Below are 22080 nucleotides of genomic sequence, written 5' to 3' on the forward strand. Positions count from 1 at the left end.
CTCAGGCGGCCCGGACGGTGGCGAGGAACCGGGACACCTCGGCGCCGAGGTGCTCGGACTGGCGCGACAGCTCGCCGGCGGCCCCGAGCACCTGGGCGGCGGCCGCGCCCGTCTCCTCGGAGGCGCGGGCCACGCCGGTGATGTTGCTCGTCACCTCGTCGGTTCCAGTGGCGGCCTGCGAGACGTTGCGGACGATCTCCTGCGTGGCCGCGCCCTGCTGCTCGACCGCCGCCGCGATGGTGGTGGCGACGGCGTCGATCTCACGGATCCGCGCGGTGATTCCGCCGATGGCCGCGACCGCCTGGCCCGTCACCCCCTGGATCTGCCCGATCTGCTGGCCGATTTCTTCGGTGGCCCGGGCGGTCTGTTGCGCGAGCTCCTTCACTTCGGCGGCGACCACCGCGAAGCCGCGCCCCGCCTCGCCGGCGCGCGCAGCCTCGATGGTGGCGTTGAGCGCCAGCAGGTTGGTCTGCCCGGCGATGTTGGAGATCAGCCCGACCATGTCGCCGATGCGGGTGACCGCCTGCGTCAACGCCTGCACGAGGTGCTGGGTCTCGTCCGCCTCGCCGACTGCCGTCTGAGCGAGGCCGGCCGAGCCGAGCACCTGCCGGCCGATCTCCTGGACCGACGAGCCCAGCTCCTCGGCGGCGGCCGCCACGGTCTGGACGTTGGCGGCGGCCTGCTCGGCGGCGGCCGCCACGGTGGTCGACTGGCTGGCTGTCTCGGTGGCGCTCGACGTCATGGTCTGGGCGGTGGCCTGCAGCTCGGTGGCCGAGGACGAGACCGTCCCGACGATGCTCCCGACCGCGCGCTCGAACCCGTCGGCGAGTTCCAGCATGGTGCGCTTGCGCTCGGCCGCCGCGGCCTCGTCGGCCAGGCGCTTGACCTCGGCCTCCGCGGCGGCCTTGCGGGCCACCATCGCCTTGATGCCCTCGACCGCCCTGCCGACCGCCCCGACCTCGTCCCGGCGGGCCGCCTCCTTGATCTCGGCGTCGATCTCCCCCTGCGCCATGCGCTGCAGGACCGCGACCAGGCGACCGAGCGGGCGGGTGATGCCGACGGTCGCGATGAACACGGCCGCAAGCAGGCCGGCCAGCATGCCGAGGGCGCTGACGATCATCAGGGTCTGGCGGGTCGCGTTGGTCTGGTCGGTCAGGTCGTCCGAGCCCTTCTGCATGTAAGCGGTGATGTCCTCGGCGAGCTTGTTGCCGTCGGCCAGCAGGCTGGAGAAAGTCGGATCGACTGCCGAATGGACCAGCGCGATGGCTTGGTCGTTCTGGTTGGCGGTGCCGAGCCGGCGAACCTCGCTCACGTCCAGGACGTAGCGCTCAATGCGGGCTGTCTGCTCGTCGATGCGCGCCGTGAAGGTCGGCGCGTGCGACCGGAAGACCGGGAGAAGCGCCTTCACCCGGGGCAGAACGGACTCGAAACCCTTGTTGGCGTCCTGCATCTGGTTCGCGTCGGTCTCCGCGATGACCCGATAGACCCAGTAGTTGAGTTCGATCATCAGCCGGTTGAGCCGGCGCGCCTCGGCGACGGCCGCCGCCTCGTTGACGATGAATCGGCTGTATCCATCGTCGATCGTGGTCATTCGCGACTGGGCGTACCAGACGCAGCCGCCGACGATCAGGCTGATCAGCGCGATGACGGCAGCCAGCTTGGGCAGCACCTTGGTAATTACCCAGAGCGCCGGGAGACCGGCAAGGAACAGATGGTGGAAGTCCGTCACGATGAAGGCGTAGCGAGCCGCATCGGCCCCGAGCCGTGCGTGGGCGTCCGTGAGGCCGTCGGCGAAGCGTCGGTAGGGGAGCGTGCAGGCCAGGTATCGAGCCGCGACAGTTACATCTCCCGGGTGCCGACGGCGTTGGGTAGCCGGAAGGCAACACGGACAGGCGCGTCATCGCGAGTGCCTGCCCGACCCGGCGTGGTCGCAGACCCTGGCATGTGCGGACGTTCCTTGTTCGGGAACCGGGAGATCTCCCGATCGGCCGATGGCTGTCGTGGCGGATCGGTCCGTGGCGGGAAGGCGAGGAGCCGTAGCCGCCGATGAACGATCGGGAGAAGTCTGATCCCGGCATAGTAGCCGTGAAGCCGACGAACAAACTCGGGCAACCGGGGGCGGAGCCGGTGGAGCCAAGGCCGGGAACCGAGGGGAACGCGAACCGGCAAAGCACGCTCCGGACCCAGGGCCGGGCTGGCGTGACACAGGCGCTGGAGCGCGTACGGCAAGCAGCAAGGCTTGGGAGGACGGAACGGTTCACCGCGCTCCTGCACCACATCGACGTTGATCTGCTCCGAGCAGCGTTCCTGGCGCTCAAGCGCCGGGCCGCCGCGGGCGTGGATGGCGTGACGTGGGAGGACTACGAGGTGGGGATCGAGCTTCGGCTCGCGGACCTTCACGATCGGATCCATGGAGGACGCTACCGCCCGCAGCCGTCCCGCCGGACGTACATACCGAAGGCGGACGGGCGGCAGCGGCCGCTGGCGATCGCGGCCCTGGAGGACAAGATCGTCCAGGGCGCGACCGCCATGGTGCTAAGCGCCATCTACGAGGAGGACTTCCTCGGCTTCTCCTACGGGTTCCGGCCCGGACGGGGACCGCACGATGCGCTCGACGCCCTGGCGGTGGCGATCGACCAGTGCAAGGTGAACCACATCCTGGACGCCGACGTGGAGAACTTCTTCGGAGCGATCGACCAGAGATGGATGATCCGCTTCCTTGAACACCGCATCGGCGACCGACGCATCCTCCGCCTGATCCAGAGATGGATGAAGGCGGGGGTGCTGGAGGACGGGATCGTCACCGTCGACGACAGGGGGACGGGGCAAGGATCGGTGATCTCGCCGCTCCTGGGCAACGTCTACCTGCACTACGCCTTCGATCTCTGGGCCGAGCGCTGGCGACGGCGGGAGGCCCGGGGCGCGATGATCGTGGTGCGCTACGCCGACGACCAGATCGTCGGCTTCGAACGGGAGGACGACGCCCGCCGCTTCCGGGACGCGATGCAGGCGCGGTTGGAGGCGTTCGCCCTGAGGCTCAATCCGGACAAGACCCGACTGATCGAGTTCGGCCGCCACGTGGCCGCTCGCCGATCGAGCCGGGGTCTGGGCAAACCGGAGACCTTCGACTTCCTCGGGTTCACGCACATCTGCGCCCGGTCGCGCAAGGGACGGTACCTCCTCAAGAGGATCACCCGGGCCGACCGCAGGCGTGCCAAACTCCAGGAGCTGAAGGAGGAGCTTCGGCGGCGCATGCATCAGCCGATCCCGGTCCAGGGAGCGTGGCTGAAGCAGGTCGTGACCGGTCACTTCGCCTACTATGCGGTGCCGACCAACAGCCGGGCGCTCGCGGCGTTCCGGCATTGGGTGGGGGACCTCTGGCGGCGCACGCTCCGGCGGCGCAGCCAGAAGGACGCCCTCACCTGGGACCGCATGGCGAGGTTGGTCGGCGACTGGCTCCCACCGCCCCGCATCCGTCATCCCTGGCCCAGCGTCCGCTTCGCCGTCAGACACCCGAGGTAGGAGCCGTATGCGGGAATCCCGCTCGTACGGATCTGTCCGGGGGGCGCTCCGAAAGGAGCGTCCCTACCGGGAACGGGGTGGATTGGTCGGCGGTTGAACGCCCGCGGCTGCGCCGCTTGCCGGGACGAGCTTGCCTCTTGCCGGGAGCCAATTTCGCTGATTCTCTCGTGAGATGGGCCGCAGCGAACTGGAACGGCTGAGCCGCGAGGAGCTGATCGAGTTGGTGCTGCGGCTGCAGCGGCCAGAGAAGACCTCGCGCACCTCGTCCAAGCCGCCCGCGACCGATCGCAAGGAGCAGCGCGCGCAGTCCAAGCCCGGCGGCGCCAAGCCCGGTCACGAGGGTCACAGCCGGGCGTTGAGCGACGATCCCGATACGCTCGTCGAGCATCGTCCCGAGGCTTGCACGCGCTGCGGCGGCAGCCTGCATGCCGCTCTTCCGGCAGAGATCGTCAGCGTCTCTGAGCAAATCGAGCTGCCCGCGGTGGCGCCGATCGTGACGCAGCACCAGCGCCTCGCCGTTTGTTGTCCGAGCTGCGGAGAGCGGGTCGTCGCACCGGTGCCGGAGGCGGCGCGCGGCACCCCGTTCGGTCCGCGGCTGCACGCGGTGGCGACGTACCTGAAGACCTTCCAGGCGCTCTCCTACGAACGGCTGCAGGCGGCGCTCTCCGACCTGTTCGGTCTGACGCTGAGCCAGGGCGGTCTGATGAACCTGCTCCGCCGCGCGCAAGGCCGCTTCCGTGCCGGTCGTGACACTGCCATCGCCGCCCTGCGCAAGGCCGAGGTTGTCGCCTGCGACGAGACCGGCGTGCGGATCGAGGGCTCGAACGCTTACCACTGGCTGTTCCACTCGGCGCAAGCCGTGGTGCACGCGGCCTCGCCGACGCGCGGCGCTGTCGTGGTGCACGAGATGATGGACGGGCATCGGCCCGCGGTGTGGATCTCCGACCGCTACACCGCCCAGCAAGGCCATGCGGATGAGCACCAGACCTGCCTGGCGCATCTGGCACGCGACGTCGCCTATGTCGTCGAGGCCAGCGACGATCCCGTGCCCTGGCGTCTGCAACTCTGGCTGCAGCGCGTGTTCGCCCTGGCCGGGCGCGTCACCGACTTGGCCGCCGCGACGCTCTCGGCCAAGCGCCGCAGCCTGGATCGGCAACTGGGTGCCATCCTCGCCACGTCGAGCCGCTGTGATCTGAGCCGCGACCTACAGGCCAAGATCAGCCGCGCCCGCGATCAGCTCCTGGTCTTCCTCGCCTATCCCGGAAAGGTCGAGCCGACGAACAACGGCTCCGAGCGGCTGCTGCGTCCGGCTGTCGTGCAGCGGAAGGTCACCAACGGCTACCGGGCCATGTGGGCGGCCGAGGGCGAGGCCGCCATTCGCACCGTCGTCGACACCGCGCGCCTCACAGGCAGCAGTCCCTTCGGCGCCATCCTCAAAACCGTCGGCGCCTGAGCCCAGCCATCACAGGCCTGGGTAATTACGCACCTTGATATTCGACAGCCGCAACATGGGCGCTTTCTCCTCGGCCTACGGTGGTGGCCTGAACATACGAGAATGATTCCAGCCAAACGTGAAGTCGACATCTTAAAAATTTACGAATCAGCAAATTATAGAGGAGGCGTATACGGTACTTTTGCTGTCGTATTATCCGGTTTTTGCTGCAATATAGGCTTGTCAATCATATTTTGACAAACAAAACTCGCATGAATACAAGATGGAATTGGGTGTATCTGCAGATAATCGAGAAACTTTCGGGGTATATCTTCAGATCGGGCCGGTTGTCGGTGATCTTCGCTGGCCGCTTTAATCCCGGGCGCCGTGCGGCAGGCGCATTCCGAAGGGAGACGGTGGGCGAGCGGCAGGCGTACTGCCGCCCATGCCTGAGCGGCGAGCCCGCGTTGCGCACATCGGCCCTTTCCGCCGGCGGGGTCCGGCGCCACATGTGCGGCACACCCACTCATCCGCTTGCTCACGGAACCGCCGAAGCATGTCCAAGCCCGTCCATGCCATGATCCGCGTCCTCGATGAGGGACGGGCGCGCGACTACTATGCCCGTGCCTTCGGGTTCGAAATCTCGGACCGCTACGACTTTCCCGACTTCACCCTGATCTACCTGCGCGATCCCGCATCGCCGTTCGAGCTGGAGCTCACGGTGAACAAGGGGCGCGACAGGCCCTACGATCTCGGCGACGGTTACGGCCACATCGCCGTCGTGGTCGATGATGTGGAGGCCGAGCACGCACGGCACCGGCGCGAGGGCTTCACCGCCACCGACGTGAAGACGCTCAAGCACGGCGAGGATGTGCTGGCGCGCTTCTTCTTCGCCACGGACCCGGACGGCTACAAGATCGAGGTTATCCAGCGCGGCGGGCGCTTCGCCTGACCACTCCGGGACCGCCCGCCCTGCCCGCCGAGAGACGCATCTGAGATCCATGCAGGACAAGACCCGAATCGTTTGCATCCGCCACGGGGAATCCACGTTCAATGCCGCCCACCGGCTCGGGGGCGGAGATCCCGGTCTTCGCGATGCCCGACTGACTCCGCGAGGTCGCGCGCAGGCCCGGGAGGCAGGGGAACGCCTGCGCCAAATCCCATTCGATCTGGCGGTGGTGTCGCCGCTGACCCGCGCCATTGAGACCGCCGCGATCCTGTTCGGCGACCATCCGAACCGGCCGCGCGTGCTGGTCGAGGTTCTGCATCGGGAATGCCAGGAGAGCAGCTGCGACGTTGGTCGGGCGGCCTCCGAGATCGCGGCCGAGTTCCCGCATCTCGATGTCGGGCATCTGCCGGAGGTGTGGTGGCACGCGGAGCCCGGCTCCGAGGTCGGCGGCTATCCGGTGGAGCCGCGTCACCTGTTCGACGCCCGGGTCGCGGCCTTCCGGGACTGGCTGCGCGCGCGGCCCGAGACCACCATCGCGGTGGTCGGGCACGGCACGTTCTTCTACCATCTCACCGGCACGTTCCTGGAGAATTGCGGTTTCGTCGAGCTGGATCTCGACGCCGAATCCGCCGCGGCCTGATCAGACCGTAGCCACGGCCCGCGCCGCGTCGAGGCGCTGCCGGGCTCCGGCGAGTTCGATCTCCGGCGCCTGCCGGCCGATGGCGAGGGCCGCTTCCAGGACCGCGCAAGCCTGAGCCCAGGTGCCGGGCACGAACGGGGCGGCGCCCTCCGCGACCTCCGCGGCGCAGCGCGCATCGTCCCCGGCGCGCTGGGCGGCCGTGGCCGTGCGGGCGACCGCGGCCGTCAGCGCGCCTTCGCGCCAACGTCGCGCCTGGGCCGCTGCCTGTGAGCGCGCGCCGCCGCGCCACGCCGCTGAATGCGCCGCCGCCAGCGCCGCGGTCAGGTCCGGCGCGCCGGCGCAGGCCTCTGCATCCTCGGCCATGCCGGCGGCGGTGCAGAGAGGCGCGAGGATGCGCCGGATGCTCTCCAGTGCGAGGCATCGGGTGCGGGCGGTCTCGATATCCGGGGAATCCGCACTGCCCGAGAGCCGGAGCACGAAGGCCATGAGCTGGGGCCGCGCGTCGTCCGGCATGGCGTCGTTGAGTCCGAGCGCGTAAGCCGCGATCGGCCGCGAGAAGCAGGGGGGGCAATCCGCGCTGGAGCGGATCGCCCGGTATGGCAGTCCCGCAGCGACGATCGCCGCCTCGTTGATGCAGGTTCCGCCGTCGGGGCCGGGGAACGGATGCGATCCGGCCAGCAGGCGCCAGTTCAGGATCGTCTCGAAGTCGGCGAGCATCGGCGCGGCCCTCGTGTGAGGTGCGCAGCCTCTCATGAGACGGCCCGGATGGCGAGGCCCCTCAGCCGCCGAGGCCGGGCGCGAGGCCGGAGAGCATCGCGACCCCAAGCACGAGCACGAAGGCCGCAGCCACCAACTCGAGACCACCGAGCGCCAGGAGCCCCGCCTGCCCCCTCCCGCCCGCGAGGCGCAGGGCCGTACGCTTGGCGAAGACCGCGAGGCAGGCCAGGGCCGTGGTGGTGAGCGCCGTCCCGAGCGCCATGGCCAGCACCGCCAGCACACCCGCCCCGGGCACGCCCTGCGATACGGCGAAGACCAAGACCAGCACCGCCCCGGCACAGGGGCGCGAGCCCGCCGCCAGGACCACCCCGACCCGCTCGCGCCACGTCTCGAGCGTCTCGAGCGCCTGCGGGCCGGGCATGTGGGTACAGCCGGGACCGCAGGTCGCGCGGAGATGGACCAGGCGCCCGGCCTTGCGCCATGTCAGGACCAGCCCGATCAGCGCGACGAGTGCGAAGCTCATGGTCTCGATCAGTGTGCCGGCCCGGGTGAGGCTCGCCGCAGTGGCGTTCAGGATCAGGCCGCCGATGCCGACGATTGCGCCGGCGACGAGAGCCTGCAGGAGGGCGGCGCAGAGGCTGAGCGCGCAGCCGCGCCGGAGCGCCCGCTCGCCCGCCAGGATGTAGCCGGCGATCACCGCCTTGCCGTGACCCGGCCCGGCGGCGTGGAACACGCCGTAGGCGAGGGCGAGCCCGGTGAGCGGGCGCCAATCGCCCCCACCCCGGAGCGCGCTCACCGCCGCGTTGAGGCTGCGCGAGAAGCTCGCCTGCAGGGCCAGGATCATCACGCCGAGTCCGGTGGACGCCGGGGCGGCCTCCCGGAAGCCGATCCCGAAGGGCGAGCGCGGTGGCGGCGCGGTGATGCCGGGGGCGACGAGCCAGGCGATCCCGGCCGCCAGGAGCGCCGCGAGGCCGATGGCGAGCACCATGAGGCCGAGTCTCAGTCCCAGCCGTCCCGACTGGACCGGCGCCGCGATTCCGATGCCTACGGACACGCGACGAGGATCCGGCTGGCGAACTGCACGCCATAGGTCGAGGCGGCTGTGAGCGCCTCGAAGAACGCCTCGGTCATGCCTTGCGATCCGGCTTCCGCGGTCTTGGGCTGCTCGGTTTTCGGGCGCGTGACGGTGGCGGCGCAGCCCTGCGGCGCGCCTGTCAGGGTCGCGGCGTCTGCCCCTTCGGCGAACGAGAAGGCGACGAAGTAGGTCGGGTCGTAGACCTCCAGCGCCGCGATGCCCCTGCCCTGCTGGGCCGGGTTCTTCAGGGGCAGCAGGAAGGTCAGGACCAGGGCCTTGTCCTCCATGCGCATCGCCGGCTCCATCGGCGCGGCGAAGGCCTGCTCCTTGCCGCCGACCTTCAGCTTGGTGAAGTAGCCGAATTCGGCGAGGTTCGCGGTGTTCTCGGCCGCGAGCCCGGCGAGCTCGTTTGGGCTGAGCGTGCCGTCCTTGTTGGTGTCGAGACCCTGCGTGACGAAAGCCGTGTATTCGGGGTCGAAGCTCCAGGTGTCGCGCACGCCGACGAGCTTGCCGCCCTCGTAGACGAGCTGCGCCTTCGCGCTCACCCAGACGTGGGGATGGGCGGAGGCCGCCGAGGCGGCGCAGGCGAGGGCGGCGGCCAGGAGGAAGGCCAGCGGTTTCGGGCGATGCGCGGCGATCAGCATGGGCGGAGGTACGCTCGCGGCAGGAGGGTCGGTCAGGGGCTACCGTCCTCGCCCGCCGGTTGGGCGAAAGCGAGGCGCCCTGCCCCGCGACGCCCGCTCACTCGCCTCCGTCGAGGCCCATCAGCTGGAAGCTCACCCGCAGGTCGTTCGACATCGGGATGTCGAGGCGCTCGCCGTTAGGCAGGCGCTTGAGGAACCAGCGTTCATAGGTCCAGCGCAGCGCCCGCGACTCGGCGAGTCGCGTGAAGGTCTGCGTCACGAGCCCGGCGAGTTCGGGATCGTCCTTCCGGAACATGATGCCGTAGGGCTCGTAGGAGAGCTTGTCGGGCAGCACCGTATACTGGGCCCCGTCTTTCGCGTCGGTGGCGATCAGCCCGTAGAGCAGCACGTCGTCCGTGGCGAAGGCGTCGGCCTTGCCAGCCTTCACCATGGCGTAGGAGGCGGCGTGATCGGGCGCCGTCACGATCCGCGCGTCGATCTTGAGACGGCCGAGCAGGTCGCGCACCGCCTTCTCGTTGGTGGTGCCCGCCGTGACCACCACGGTCTTGCCGCCGAGGTCCCGATAGGAGGCGATGCCGGAGCCCCGCTTCACCAGAAGCTGCGTGGCACTGATGTAGTCCACCGGCGAGAAGGCGACCTGCTTGCGGCGCTCGGCATTGGCCGTGGTCGAGCCGCATTCGAGGTCGATCTGGCCGGAGGTCACCGCCTGGATCCGGGTCTCGGCGGTGACCGGCGCGTAGCGGATCCGCACCGGCCGCCCGATCGCCGCCTGCACGTCGTCGATGATCTCGCCGCAGAGATCGATGGCGTATCCGATCACCCGGGGGCTGCCGTCCGGGTGCCGGCCTTCCACGAAGGAGAACGGCACCGAACTCTCCCGGTAGCCGAGCACGATCTCGCCGCGCTCCGCGACGTGCTTGAGCGTCCCGGTGAGCACCTCGACCGCCGCGGCGGGCGGCGCGGCCGCCAGCACCAGGACGAGAACCGCCACGGATCGCATCACCATCACGCGCCCTCCGATGATCGCCCGCCGCTACTCCGCCGGCGAGGGCACGGTGCCGACATGGTCGAGGCGCTGGTCGGAGGCGGTAAGCTGGCCCTCCCACTTGGCGACCGCCACGGTGGCGACGCTGTTGCCCAGGACGTTGGTGGCCGAGCGGCCCATATCGAGGAACTGGTCGATGCCGATGATCAGCAGGAGGCCGGCCTCCGGGATATTGAACTGCGTCAGCGTCGCCGAGATCACCACCAGCGAGGCGCGCGGCACGCCGGCCATGCCCTTCGAGGTCACCATCAGCAGGAACAGCATCGTGAGCTGCTGACCCCAGGTCAGCGGGATGTTGTAGGCCTGCGCGATGAACATCACCGCGAAGGTGCAGTACATCATCGAGCCATCGAGGTTGAACGAGTAGCCCATCGGCAGCACGAACGAGGTGATGCGGTTCGGAACGCCAAACCTCTCGAGGTTCGTGAGCATCTTCGGGTAGGCCGCCTCGCTCGACGCGGTCGAGAAGGCGAGCACGAAGGGCTCCTTGATCAGGTTGATGAGCCGCATGATGCCGCCGCCCCCGAGCATCAGGAAGCCGACGCCCATCAGCAGCGCCCAGAGCACCGCGAGCCCGATGTAGAACTCGATGAGGAACTTGCCGTAGGTGACCAGCACGCCGATCCCCTGCGTGGTGATCGTCGCCGCGATGGCGGCGAACACCGCCACGGGGGCGAACATCATCACGTAGCCGGTCACCTTCAGCATGACGTCGGCCAGGCCCTCGATGCCTTGCGCGAGGAGGTGTCCCTTCTCGCCGAGTGCCGCCAGCGCCACGCCGAAGAAGATCGAGAAGACCACGATCTGCAGGATCTCGTTGTTGGCCATCGCCTCGACGGCGCTCTTGGGCACGAGGTGGGTCACGAATTCCTTGAGCGAGAGCGAGGCCGTCTTCAGGCCCGTGCCGGCGCCGACATCGGGCAGCGGCAGGTTCAGGTTCACGCCCGGCTGCATCAGGTTGACCAGGATCAGGCCCAGCATCAGCGAGCAGAACGAGGCGCCGACGAACCACAAGAGCGCCTTGCCGCCGACGCGGCCAACTGCGGCCGTGTCCCCGAGATGCGCGATGCCCACCACCAGCGTGGAGAAGACGAGCGGCGCGATGATCATCTTGATCAGCCGCAGGAAGACATCGGAAACCAGCGCGATGTAGCCGGCAATCTCTTTGGCGGTCTGCGGGTCCGGCCAGGTGAGGCTGCAGGCGTAGCCCACCGCGATCCCGAGCAGCATGCCGACGAAGATCATCGTCGTGAGTCGCGAACCTGACATCGGACTGCTCCTCGCCTGGGCCCGGGATGAGCGAGCATTAAAGTTCGTTAACGTGAAGCACGAAATACGCCACGCGCAAGCCCATCCGGGGGGCATTACTGGCGCGGTCGACTGTTTTCACGCGACGCTCGGGCGGCAATGAAACCTGTGGCCGGCACGCTACGGCTGCGGTACGAGACTTGCCCCGCCGCGCTGCCTGCGGTCTCCGTAGGCGGCACGAGAAACCCGCGCGCGCGAGAGTTCATGGACGTCTTCGTACAGCAGTTGATCAACGGGCTGACACTCGGCTCGATCTACGGCCTGATCGCGATCGGCTACACGATGGTGTTCGGCATCATTGGCATGGTGAACTTCGCCCACGGCGACGTCTTCATGGTCTCCTGCTTCATCGCGCTGATCAGCTTCCTGCTCCTGACAGTCTGGCTCGGCGTCAGCTCCATCGCGCTGGCCTTCCTGGTGGTGCTGGTGGTCGCCATGGTGCTCACCGCCCTGTGGGGTTGGGCGATCGAGCGCGTGGCCTACCGGCCGCTGCGCGGTTCGTTCCGATTGGCGCCGCTGATCTCGGCGATTGGCGTGTCGATCTTCCTGTCGAACTTCGTGCAGGTGGTGCAGGGCGCGCGCAACAAGCCGACGCCACCGATGCTGTCGGGGGGCATCACCCTGTTCGAGCGCGACGGCTACGCGGTGTTCCTGGCCTGGAAGCAGGTGCTGATCATGGCGGTGACCGTCGTGCTGCTCTCGGGCTTCTGGTACCTCGTACAGCGCACGCCCTTCGGCCGCGCGCAGCGGGCCTGCGAGCAGGACCGCAAGATGGCGGCGCTGCTGGGCATCGACGTCGACCGCACGATCTCGCTGACCTTCGTGCTCGGCGCCGCGCTGGCGGCGGTCGCGGGCGTCCTCTACCTCATGTATTACGGCGTCGTGTCCTTCTCGGACGGGTTCGTCCCCGGCGTGAAGGCCTTCACCGCGGCGGTGCTCGGCGGCATCGGCTCCCTGCCCGGCGCTGTGCTCGGCGGCCTGATCATCGGGCTGATCGAGACCTTCTGGTCCGCCTACTTTTCCATCGAGTACAAGGACGTCGCCGCCTTCTCGATCCTGGCGATCGTGCTGATCTTCATGCCCTCGGGCATCCTGGGCCGGCCTGAGGTCGAGAAAGTCTGATGGCCCGTTCTCAGGCTGCGCTTCCCGAATCCGCGATGGCCGGCATCCTGCGCGATGCCGGGCTCTACGCCCTGGTCACCTTCGGCCTGTGCGTGCCGATCGTCAGCTACCGGACGGATCCGGGGCCGGGCAGCGAGCTCGTGCTGGTGCCGCGCTGGGGGCTGGTCGCGGCGCTCTGCCTGGCGATCTTCCTCGCCCGCATCCTCCAGCGCCTCGTGCTCCTGCGCCGGGACGCGCGGCGGGCGCTGACTCCCTCCCCGGCCCAGGCCACCGAGGCGGTCCACGGTGAGCCCGATGCCGGCCAGAAGGTCTCGACATTCGGCCTCTGGCTGTTCATCGGCGTCGCCCTGACCCTGCCGATGATCGCCGCCCTCGCTTCGGGAGGTCTGTCATCGGCCCGCTACTGGATCGACCTTGGCATCCTGATCCTGACCTACGTGATGCTCGGCTGGGGCTTGAACATCGTGGTAGGCCTCGCAGGGCTCCTCGATCTCGGCTACGTCGCCTTCTACGCGGTCGGGGCCTATTCCTACGCGCTGCTCTCAACCACCTTCGGCCTGTCCTTCTGGATCTGCCTGCCGCTCGCCGGCCTGTTCGCCGGCCTGTGGGGCATGATCCTAGGCTTCCCCGTGCTGCGCCTGCGGGGCGACTATCTCGCCATCGTCACCCTCGCCTTCGGCGAGATCATCCGCCTCGTGCTGATCAACTGGACCGACGTGACCGGCGGCGGCGCCGGCATTTCATCGATCCCCCGGGCGACCTTCTTCGGGATCCCGTTCACGGCGGGCGAGGACGGGTTCGCGGCCCGGTTCGGCATCCCGTACGATTCGATGCACCGCTTGGTGTTCCTCTATTACCTGATCCTGGCGCTGGCGCTGATCACCAACTTCGTCACCCTGCGCCTGCGGCGCCTGCCGATCGGGCGGGCCTGGGAGGCGCTCCGCGAGGACGAGATCGCCTGCCGGTCGCTGGGCATCAACACCACGACGACGAAGCTCACCGCCTTCGCCCTGGGGGCGGCCTTCGGGGGCTTCGCGGGCTCGTTCTTCGCCGTGCGCCAGGGCTTCATCAGCCCGGAGAGCTTCAACTTCCTGGAAAGCGCGATCATCCTGGCGATCGTCGTCCTCGGCGGCATGGGCAGCCAGGTCGGCGTCGCGATCGCCGCGGTGGCGATGGTCGGCGGCCCGGAGATGCTGCGCAACCTCGGCTTCCTCAGGGCCGTGTTCGGAGAGGGCTTCGATCCCAACGAATACCGCCTGCTGCTGTTCGGTCTCGCCATGGTGGCCATGATGGTCTGGCGGCCCCGCGGGCTGATCTCGGTGCGTCTGCCGTCCGTGTCCCTGGGTGAGCGCCGCGCCGTCTCAGGCGCCCATGTCAGCGAGGGGCACGGCTGATGGTGGTTCAATCCGGATCCCGGGCGGAGCCACGGGCTTCCGCGCCGCCGGTGCTCAGCGTGGAGCACCTCACCATGCGGTTCGGCGGCCTCACCGCCGTCTCCGACCTGTCCTTCGAGGCCAAGCGCGGCGACATCAGCGCGCTGATCGGCCCCAACGGGGCCGGCAAGACCACCGTGTTCAACTGCATCACGGGTTTCTACAAGCCGACCGAGGGGATGCTGACGCTGGCCCACGGCGACGGCACCACGCATCTTTTGGAGCGGCTGCCGAACCATGCGGTAAACCGCACGGCCCGGGTGGCCCGTACCTTTCAGAACATCCGCCTGTTCCAGGGGATGACGGTGCTGGAGAACCTGTTGGTCGCCCAGCACACTCCCCTCATGCGCGCCTCCGGCTACACGATCCTGGGGCTCCTCGGCCTCAAGCGCTTCCGGGATGCCCAGGAGGCTGCGATCGAGCGCGCGAAGGCCTGGCTCGCCCGCATCGACCTGATGGCCCGGGCCGACGACCCCGCAGGCGCCCTGCCCTACGGCGCGCAGCGACGCCTGGAGATCGCCCGGGCGATGTGCACCGATCCGGTCCTGCTCTGCCTCGACGAGCCGGCGGCAGGCCTGAACCCACGGGAATCGGCCGAGCTGAACGGGCTGCTGCGCCACATCCGGGACGCGCACGACACCTCGGTGCTGCTGATCGAGCACGACATGTCGGTGGTGATGGAGATCTCCGACCACGTGGTCGTGCTCGATTACGGCCTGAAGATCGCCGACGGCACCCCGGCCGAGGTGCGTTCCGACCCGAAAGTGATCGCCGCCTATCTCGGCGTCGAGGACGAGGAGGTGGAGGCCGTGGAGGCCGAGGTCGGGATCACCGTGCCGCACGCGGACGAGGCGCAGTCCGGGACACCGGCGGGAGTGCGGGCATGAGCGTCGCCGGCATCAACGTCCTCGTCGAGGAGACCCGGGCGATCCAGGCGGGCCGCAAGCCGCCGCTCCTCGCGGTGCGCAACGTCTCGACCTATTACGGCAGCGTCGCCGCGCTTCGCGGTGTCGACCTCGACGTGGCCGAGGGGGAGATCGTCACGCTGATCGGCGCCAACGGCGCCGGCAAGTCGACCTTGATGATGACGATCTTCGGCAGCCCTCAGGCCCGCTCGGGGACGATCACCTATGACGGGCGCGACATCACCCGGCTGCCGACCCACGCGATCGCCCGGCTGGGCATCGCCCAGTCACCCGAGGGGCGCCGGGTCTTCCCGCGCATGAGCGTCTACGAGAACCTCCAGATGGGGGCCGCGCTCCACGACGGGCGCTACTTCGCGGAGGATCTGGAGAAGGTCTGTGCGCTGTTCCCACGGGTGAGGGAGCGCCTGAACCAGCGTGCCGGCACCATGTCGGGGGGCGAGCAGCAGATGCTGGCCATCGCCCGGGCGCTGATGAGCCGCCCGCGCCTGCTGCTCCTCGACGAGCCGTCGCTGGGGCTCGCGCCGCTCGTGGTGAAGGGCATCTTCGACGCGATCCGGGAGCTGAACCGGACCGACGGCATGACGATCTTCCTCGTGGAGCAGAATGCCTACCATGCGCTGAAGCTCGCCCATCGCGGCTACGTGCTGGTCAACGGCCGGGTGACGATGAGCGGAACCGGGCGGGCGCTCCTCGACGATCCCAACGTCAAGGCTGCCTATCTGGAGGGGGGCCATGCCGGCCCGGTCGGGGCATGAGCATGCTGCAGGGGATCCTGTACGGGGAGGAATCGGCCTGGCTGTTCCTGCTCGTCACCGTGGTGATGGGCGGCTGGGCCGGCTGGATGGCAGCGCGCGGCATCGCCCGGGGCTGGCGGCCGTTCTGGCAATGCGCCCTGGCGCTGCTTCTCGTGGCCGCCGCCGTGCGCTTCATCCATTACGCCCTGTTTTCCGGCACGCTTCTGTCACTGCACTACTATGCGGTCGATGCGATCGTCGTCATGATCATCGGCGCGGCGGGATTTCGATTCACCCGTACGCGTCAGATGACGAGCCAGTATCGCTGGCTCTACGAGAAGACCTCACCCCTGACGTGGCGGGCGCGGGCTCCGGTCGGGAAAGAGGCGCGATGAGTGTGGCCGGATCCGCGCAGGCGGACCTGACAACAAGGGGAAAAGCGCGATGAGATCGATTCTGCTGGCGGGTCTTGGCCTGGGCGCGATGATCGCCGCCGCACAGGCCGCCGAGGTCAAGCTCGGCGTCGCCGCGCCGATCACCGGCAACAGCGCGGCCATCGGCGCGCAGCTCAAGAACGGCGCGAGCCAGGCCGCCGAGGACATCAACAAGTCTGGTCAGCTTAAGGGCATGACCTTCACGGTCACGGTCGGCGACGACGCGTCCGATCCGAAGCAGGGCGTTTCGGTGGCCAACAAGTTCGCCAGCGACGGCGTGAAGATGGTCGTCGGCGATTACAATTCCGGCGTGTCGATTCCCGCCTCCGACGTCTACCTCGATGCCGGCATCATCCAGGTCACGCCGGCCTCGACAAACGTGAAGTTCACCGAGCGGGGCATGTGGAACACGTTCCGCACCTGCGGCCGTGACGACCAGCAGGGCGCGGTGGCGGGCGCTTATCTCGCCGACCACTTCAAGGGCAAGAAGATCGCCTTCGTCCACGACAAGACTCCCTACGGCAAGGGTCTGGCCGACGAGACACTGAAGGCCTTTAAGGCCAAGGGCGGCAAGGAGGTCATGTTCGAGGGCATCAACCCGGGCGAGAAGGACTACTCGGCGCTCGTCTCCAAGCTGAAGTCGGCCAACATCGATGTCGTCTATTACGGCGGCTACTACACCGAGGCCGGCCTGATCCTGCGCCAAATGCGCGATCAGGGCCTGAAGGCGCCGATGATGGGCGGCGACGGCTTGGTCGACCGCGAGCTCGTGGCGATCGCGGGTCCCGCCGCAGAGGGCACACTGACCACCTTCCCGCCGGACGCCCGCAAGAACCCCAACGCCAAGGGGGCGCTCGCCGCCTTCAAGGCCAAGAACATCGATCCCGAGGGCTACACGCTCTACTCGTACGCGGCCGTCCAGGTCCTCGCCAAGGCGATGGCCGAAACCGGCTCCAGCGACGGAAAGAAGATCGCCGACTGGCTGCACCAGGGCAAGCCGGTGGACACCGTGGTCGGCCCGATCGCCTATGACAAGAAGGGCGACATCACCCGACCCGACTACGTCATGTACGAGTGGAAGAAGGGCGCCGACGGCAAGATCGACTACGCCGGCAATGAGCTGACGAAGTAAGCCGCACCGGCTTTCTGTCCTGCCTCGCAGGCCGACGCCGCCCCGCAAGATCGAACGGGGCGGCGTCGTCGTTTCCGAGGCGTTGAAATCGTCAGTCTTGATTGCTGATAGGCCGTCGAGACCCCGTGCGCCCGCCTAAGAAGTATGCATGATGCCGCTGGCGCGAGCGGCGGGCCGGCTCGACACCTGGGAGGAGGCCATGGGGGCGGCAAGAGGCACATCTTGTCGTATGCGTGCCAGCGTGGCCGTGCTCTGTCCCGACACGGCCAAGGTTCCCCGTGGCGCTCGACCCCCCTCCCGGCACCATCATTGCAATGGCGTCGCCCGAGCGGGCGGGCCCGAGGGCCCAGCCGCCAGCCGATTCCGTTCGGCCAGATCCAGGAGTTCCGTACCGATGCAGTCTGTTATTGCTCGCCGTGGCTTTGCCGCGGCGCTGGGCCTGAGCCTCGCCCTCGCTCCCCTGAGTCTCCGGGCCGAGGACCTGACCGGCACTCTCAAGAAGGTGAAGGACACCGGCGCCATCACCATCGGCTACCGCGACTCGTCCGTCCCGTTCTCCTATCTCGGCGCCGACCAGAAGCCGATCGGCTACGCGATGGACATCTGCTACAAGATCGCCGACGCCGTGAAGGCCCATCTCGGCCTCCCGAACCTTGAGGTGAAGCTCAATCCGGTCACCTCGGCCACCCGCATCCCGCTGATGGCGAACGGCACGATCGACCTCGAATGCGGGTCGACGACGAACAACGCCGAGCGCGAGAAGCAGGTGTGGTTCACCAACTCGCACTTCCTGACCGCGACCCGCTACGTTTCGAAGAAGTCGGCCAACCTGCACACGATCGAGGACCTGAAGGGCAAGACCGTCGTGTCGACCTCCGGCACCACGAACATCAAGCAGATCAACGAGGCCAACACGGAGCGGAAGCTCGGCCTGACGATCCTGCCCGCCAAGGACCACGCCGAGGCGTTCCTGATGGTCGAGACCGGCCGCGCGGCCGCCTTCGTGATGGACGACGTGCTGCTTGCCTCGCTCGCCGCCTCCTCGAAGGACCCGTCCGCCTACGAGATCTCCACCGAGGCGCTGTCGAAGCCCGAGCCCTACGGGATCATGCTCCGCAAGGACGACACGGCCTTCAAGAAGGTCGCGGACGACGCCACCGCCAAGCTCTACACCAGTCCCGAGGGCAAGGCGCTCTACGACAAGTGGTTCACCAAGCCGATCCCGCCGCGCAACATCAATCTCAACCTGCCGATGAGCGCGGAGATGAAGAAGCAGTTCACGACTCCGATCTCCAGCCCCGATCCGGCGGCCTACTGAGGTCGGTTCGAGACGCGATCCAGCGATGAAGCGCACCGCGGGTCCGCACCCGCGGTGCGTCTCTACAGGTTCACAGTAGAAGCGGCGCTATGAACTACAATTGGAACTGGCGGATCTTCTTCGACGCGTCGCCGGAGGGCACCGGCACGTATCTCGACATGCTGCTCTCCGGGCTCATGTGGACGATCACGACCGCCCTCTGCTCCTGGGTCATCGCCTTCTTCCTCGGCTCGCTCGTCGGGGTGATGCGCACGCTGCCGTCGAAGACCGCGAACGCCATCGGCACGGCCTATGTCGAGCTGTTCCGCAACGTGCCGCTGCTGGTGCAGATGTTCCTCTGGTACTTCGTGCTGCCGGAGCTGCTGCCCACGCGGCTCGGCGACGCGATCAAGCAGATGCCCGACGCCCCGTTCTACACGGCGGTGGTGTGCTTAGGGTTCTTCACCGCCTCGCGCGTGGCGGAACAGGTGCGCGCCGGCATCCAGTCGCTGCCGCGCGGACAGCGCATGGCCGGCACCGCGATGGGCTTCACGACCTACCAGACCTACCGCTACGTGCTGCTGCCCAACGCCTACCGGATCATCCTGCCGCCGATGACCTCGGAATTCCTCAACAATCTCAAGAACACCTCGGTGGCGCTGACCATCGGCCTCCTGGAACTGACCGCCCGGGCCCGTTCGATGCAGGAATTCTCCTTTCAGGTCTTCGAGGCGTTCACCGCCGCGACCGTGCTCTACGTGATCATCAACCTCGTGGTCGTCACGGCGGCGACCTTCCTGGAGAAGGCGGTCGCCGTCCCCGGCCAGCGCTAAGGGCCGCCCGCTCCCGCATCTCCGACCTCGCCCGACGGCCACCGCGAACAGGCCCCGATGCTCTCGAATTTCGACTTCTCCGTCATCCTCTCGTCCCTGCCCTACCTGTTCGGGCAGGGCATGGTCTTCACCGTGACCCTGACCGCCATGGCGGCGGCGGGTGGCGTCGTCATCGGCACGCTGCTGGCGATGGCGCGGCTGTCGGGCATCCCCGGCCTGTGGCACCTCGCCAAGGGCTATGTCGAGCTCTGCCGCTCGCTGCCGCTCGTGCTGGTGATCTTCTGGTTCTACTTCCTGGTGCCGTATATCGGTGCCTACGTGACCGGGGCCTCGACGCCGATCCAGGTCGGCGCCTTCCCGTCGGCGCTGATCACCTTCATGGCCTTCGAGGCCGCGTACTTCTCGGAGATCATGCGGGCTGGCATTCAGTCGATCCCGAAGGGCCAGACGGCCGCCGCGCAGGCGCTCGGCATGAACTACTGGCAGACCATGGGCAACGTCGTCCTGCCCCAGGCCTTCCGCAACATGCTGCCCTTGCTCCTGACCCAGACCATCGTGCTGTTCCAGGACACCTCGCTCGTCTACGTGCTCTCGCTCACGGACTTCATGGGCGCCGCCTCGAAGGTGGCGCAGCGCGACGGCCGCTTGGTCGAGATGTATGTCTTCGCCGCGGTGGTCTATTTTGTGATCTGCTTCTCGGCCTCGTTCCTGGTGCGCCGCCTGCAGCGCCGCGTGGCCATCATCCGCTGACCGACACTGGAGCCCGCGTTATGACCTCGTCCCCGATGCCGGCCCCCCACGTCACCGAGACGGCCGCCGATGGCAGCCATGCCCCGAAGGATGCCGGATTGCAGTCGGGCGGCCTCATCTCCGGCACGCCCGACGCGGCGCCCGGCGAGACGATGATCGCCATCGACAACATCAGCAAATGGTACGGCGATTTCCAGGTGCTGACGAACTGCACCACCAAGGTCGCCAAGGGTGAGGTCGTGGTCGTCTGCGGCCCGTCGGGCTCGGGCAAGTCGACCCTGATCAAGTGCGTCAACGCCCTGGAGCCCTTCCAGAAGGGCCAGATCACGGTGGCCGGCACCAAGGTCGCCGACAAGTCCACCAATCTGCCGAAGCTCCGCTCCCGGGTCGGCATGGTGTTCCAGCACTTCGAGCTGTTCCCGCATCTCTCGATCACCGACAATCTTACCATCGCCCAGCGCAAAGTGCTCGGTCGGAGCGCCGAGGACGCGAAGAAGCGCGGCCTCGACCTGCTCGCCCGGGTGGGGCTCAGCGCTCATGCCGACAAGTTCCCGGGTCAGCTCTCGGGCGGCCAGCAGCAGCGCGTGGCGATCGCCCGAGCGCTGGCCATGAACCCGGTGGTGATGCTGTTCGACGAGCCGACCTCGGCGCTCGACCCCGAGATGGTCGGCGAGGTGCTCGACGTCATGGTGGAACTCGCCAAGGAGGGTATGACCATGATGGTCGTGACCCACGAGATGGGCTTCGCCCGCAAGGTCGCCGACCGGGTGATCTTCATGGATCGCGGCGAGATCGTCGAGGACGCGAAGAAGGAGGACTTCTTCGGAAGCCCCCGGTCCGAGCGCGCGCAGACCTTCCTGTCGAAGATCCTGCAGCACTGAACTCGGCGCGGCTAAACCAGCGCCTCCTGGGCGGCCCGGTATTCCCGGCCGTGCTGGCAATAGCCCTCGACGATGCGGATCATCATGGCGCGCTTCTCGGCATCGAGGGGCGCGAGGATCCGGGCCGGACGACCGCCCCAGAGATAGCCGGCCTCCAGGATCTGACCCGGATCGGTCGTGGCGCCGGCCGCCAGCATGACGTCATCGGCGATCAGGGTGCCGGACGCGATGGTCGCGCCGATGCCGATCAGCGCCCGCGCGCCGATCCGGCAATCGGCGATCCGGACGTTGTGGGCGATCGTCGTGTCGCGCCCGATCACGACGCCCTCCCCCCGGGTGCGGATGACGGTGTTGTCCTGGATGTTGGTGTCGGCGCCGACTACGATCGGGCCGACCTCGGCGTTGAGGTCGCAGCAGAACAGCACGCTGGAGCCTGCACCGAGGCTCACCCGTCCGCGCAGGCGGGCGGTGCGCGCCACGAACACGCTCGCCTCGACCTCCGGAGGATCGCCCGGATCGGCGGCGGGTCCGTCGCCCATCCGCTCGCGCAGGCGCTCGGCGCGTTCGGCAACCTCGTCGGGCCCGACCGGGCGGCTCGGCCGCGCCGGGCTGCCCGCATAGGCGTAGCCGCCGGGCAGGTTCGCCCGGGGGAACACGGTCGACCCCGCCTCGATCACCGCGCCGTCGCCGATCGCCGCGCCGTCCAGGATCACGACGTCATCCTCGATCACGACGTCCGACCCCACCATGCAGGCGTGCACGACGCTGTTGCGCCCGACGGTGACGCGGTCGCCGACCTGCGTACCGTGCGTACGCGTGGCGATGTGCACGGTCGAGCGATGGCCAAGCCAGAAGCGGTCCCCGAGGGTGACGCTCTGCCCGTCCGCACGGATCACGGCCTCGTCGCCGATCCAGGCTTGCGCGCCGATGCGGGCCGCGCCGATCACCGTGCTGCCGCGGCCGCACCAGACGGGGCGGCTCGCGAAATCCGGCTGGACGCCGTCGTAGGGCAGGATCAGGTCGGGGGTCACGCGGTCATCCTCATTCCACCGTCGTCCGGATCACGCGGCGTGACCCGGACGATCGCGCACGTTGCGCCGGTCGCCCGTCGCGCCGGATGTCCGCGCACCGGCCCCAAAGCCCACGCTCCTGACGGCGGCCTGCGCTGCGGCACGGCGCGGCCGCGCGTGTCATATAGGGGCGCGG

General features: G+C 68.3%; 21 protein-coding genes. 14 read left to right on the plus strand and 7 right to left on the minus strand.

Features of this window, described 5'->3' with window-relative positions:
• Nucleotide 1 precedes the first annotated feature (1 nt).
• A complete protein-coding gene (locus tag ACYCO6_RS20745) occupies nt 2–1591 on the minus strand; it encodes a methyl-accepting chemotaxis protein (protein WP_459773634.1) in 1590 nt (529 codons plus the stop codon).
• 455 nt (nt 1592–2046) lie between these two features.
• On the opposite strand from ACYCO6_RS20745, the gene ltrA reads away from it, so the two are divergent.
• The 4 genes from ltrA to ACYCO6_RS20765 all read left to right on the plus strand — a co-directional run bounded on the left by ltrA (nt 2047) and on the right by ACYCO6_RS20765 (nt 6543).
• Nucleotides 2047–3522 (plus strand): group II intron reverse transcriptase/maturase, encoded by a 1476-nt coding sequence (ltrA, locus tag ACYCO6_RS20750; protein WP_459762819.1) that lies wholly within the window; start codon nt 2047–2049, stop codon nt 3520–3522.
• Between the two features lie 172 nt (nt 3523–3694).
• Complete coding sequence (gene tnpC / locus ACYCO6_RS20755; RefSeq protein ID WP_459762615.1) at nt 3695–4975, plus strand: IS66 family transposase; 1281 nt, start codon at nt 3695–3697, stop codon at nt 4973–4975.
• A gap of 535 nt (nt 4976–5510) precedes the next feature.
• Nucleotides 5511–5906 carry a VOC family protein gene (locus tag ACYCO6_RS20760; protein ID WP_459762821.1) on the plus strand — a complete coding sequence of 132 codons (396 nt, stop codon included), beginning with the start codon at nt 5511–5513 and terminating at the stop codon, nt 5904–5906.
• 49 nt (nt 5907–5955) lie between these two features.
• Complete coding sequence (locus tag ACYCO6_RS20765; protein WP_459762823.1) at nt 5956–6543, plus strand: histidine phosphatase family protein; 588 nt, start codon at nt 5956–5958, stop codon at nt 6541–6543.
• On the opposite strand, the gene ACYCO6_RS20770 is transcribed toward ACYCO6_RS20765, so the two are convergent.
• From ACYCO6_RS20770 to ACYCO6_RS20790, 5 genes are all read right to left on the minus strand, one after another.
• Entirely contained in the window at nt 6544–7260 is a 717-nt protein-coding gene (locus tag ACYCO6_RS20770; protein ID WP_459762825.1) for a hypothetical protein, read from the minus strand.
• Nucleotides 7261–7321: 61 nt separating this feature from the next.
• The gene (locus ACYCO6_RS20775) at nt 7322–8314 is read right to left on the minus strand and encodes a nickel/cobalt transporter (protein WP_459762827.1); all 993 of its coding nucleotides are present in this window, start codon (nt 8312–8314) and stop codon (nt 7322–7324) included.
• On the minus strand, nt 8305–8979 hold the full coding sequence (locus tag ACYCO6_RS20780) for a DUF1007 family protein (RefSeq protein ID WP_459762829.1): 675 nt from the start codon (nt 8977–8979) through the stop codon (nt 8305–8307). Before ACYCO6_RS20780 ends, ACYCO6_RS20775 begins: the two co-directional genes overlap by 10 nt.
• Before the next feature lie 97 nt (nt 8980–9076).
• A complete protein-coding gene (locus ACYCO6_RS20785) occupies nt 9077–9985 on the minus strand; it encodes an amino acid ABC transporter substrate-binding protein (protein WP_459762831.1) in 909 nt (302 codons plus the stop codon).
• Nucleotides 9986–10012: 27 nt separating this feature from the next.
• Entirely contained in the window at nt 10013–11293 is a 1281-nt protein-coding gene (locus ACYCO6_RS20790) for a dicarboxylate/amino acid:cation symporter (RefSeq protein ID WP_459762833.1), read from the minus strand.
• A 243-nt stretch (nt 11294–11536) separates the two neighbouring features.
• Between ACYCO6_RS20790 and ACYCO6_RS20795 the strand changes: the two genes are divergently transcribed.
• From ACYCO6_RS20795 to ACYCO6_RS20840, 10 genes are all read left to right on the plus strand, one after another.
• Entirely contained in the window at nt 11537–12454 is a 918-nt protein-coding gene (locus tag ACYCO6_RS20795) for a branched-chain amino acid ABC transporter permease (RefSeq protein WP_459762835.1), read from the plus strand.
• Entirely contained in the window at nt 12454–13848 is a 1395-nt protein-coding gene (gene livM / locus ACYCO6_RS20800; RefSeq protein ID WP_459762837.1) for a high-affinity branched-chain amino acid ABC transporter permease LivM, read from the plus strand. The genes ACYCO6_RS20795 and livM overlap by 1 nt, the downstream gene beginning before the upstream one ends.
• Nucleotides 13848–14774, plus strand: coding sequence for an ABC transporter ATP-binding protein (locus ACYCO6_RS20805; protein ID WP_459762839.1), 927 nt, complete (start codon nt 13848–13850; stop codon nt 14772–14774). The genes livM and ACYCO6_RS20805 overlap by 1 nt, the downstream gene beginning before the upstream one ends.
• Nucleotides 14771–15568: an ABC transporter ATP-binding protein gene (locus ACYCO6_RS20810; RefSeq protein ID WP_459762841.1), complete on the plus strand. Its 798-nt coding sequence runs from the start codon at nt 14771–14773 to the stop codon at nt 15566–15568. The genes ACYCO6_RS20805 and ACYCO6_RS20810 overlap by 4 nt, the downstream gene beginning before the upstream one ends.
• A 5-nt stretch (nt 15569–15573) precedes the next feature.
• On the plus strand, nt 15574–15942 hold the full coding sequence (locus ACYCO6_RS20815; protein ID WP_459773636.1) for a DUF6867 family protein: 369 nt from the start codon (nt 15574–15576) through the stop codon (nt 15940–15942).
• Between the two features lie 49 nt (nt 15943–15991).
• Nucleotides 15992–17113: a branched-chain amino acid ABC transporter substrate-binding protein gene (locus ACYCO6_RS20820; protein ID WP_459762843.1), complete on the plus strand. Its 1122-nt coding sequence runs from the start codon at nt 15992–15994 to the stop codon at nt 17111–17113.
• Nucleotides 17114–17507: 394 nt separating this feature from the next.
• Entirely contained in the window at nt 17508–18431 is a 924-nt protein-coding gene (locus tag ACYCO6_RS20825; protein WP_459762845.1) for an amino acid ABC transporter substrate-binding protein, read from the plus strand.
• A gap of 89 nt (nt 18432–18520) precedes the next feature.
• Nucleotides 18521–19243: an amino acid ABC transporter permease gene (locus tag ACYCO6_RS20830; RefSeq protein WP_459762848.1), complete on the plus strand. Its 723-nt coding sequence runs from the start codon at nt 18521–18523 to the stop codon at nt 19241–19243.
• A 57-nt stretch (nt 19244–19300) separates the two neighbouring features.
• Nucleotides 19301–19993: an amino acid ABC transporter permease gene (locus ACYCO6_RS20835; RefSeq protein ID WP_459762850.1), complete on the plus strand. Its 693-nt coding sequence runs from the start codon at nt 19301–19303 to the stop codon at nt 19991–19993.
• A 152-nt stretch (nt 19994–20145) separates the two neighbouring features.
• Nucleotides 20146–20874, plus strand: coding sequence for an amino acid ABC transporter ATP-binding protein (locus ACYCO6_RS20840; RefSeq protein WP_459773638.1), 729 nt, complete (start codon nt 20146–20148; stop codon nt 20872–20874).
• 11 nt (nt 20875–20885) lie between these two features.
• Here ACYCO6_RS20840 and ACYCO6_RS20845 read toward each other — a convergent pair whose 3' ends face one another.
• A complete protein-coding gene (locus ACYCO6_RS20845) occupies nt 20886–21905 on the minus strand; it encodes a DapH/DapD/GlmU-related protein (RefSeq protein WP_459762852.1) in 1020 nt (339 codons plus the stop codon).
• Nucleotides 21906–22080 lie beyond the last annotated feature (175 nt).

The sequence above is a fragment of the Methylobacterium sp. CM6257 genome, assembly GCF_054611515.1.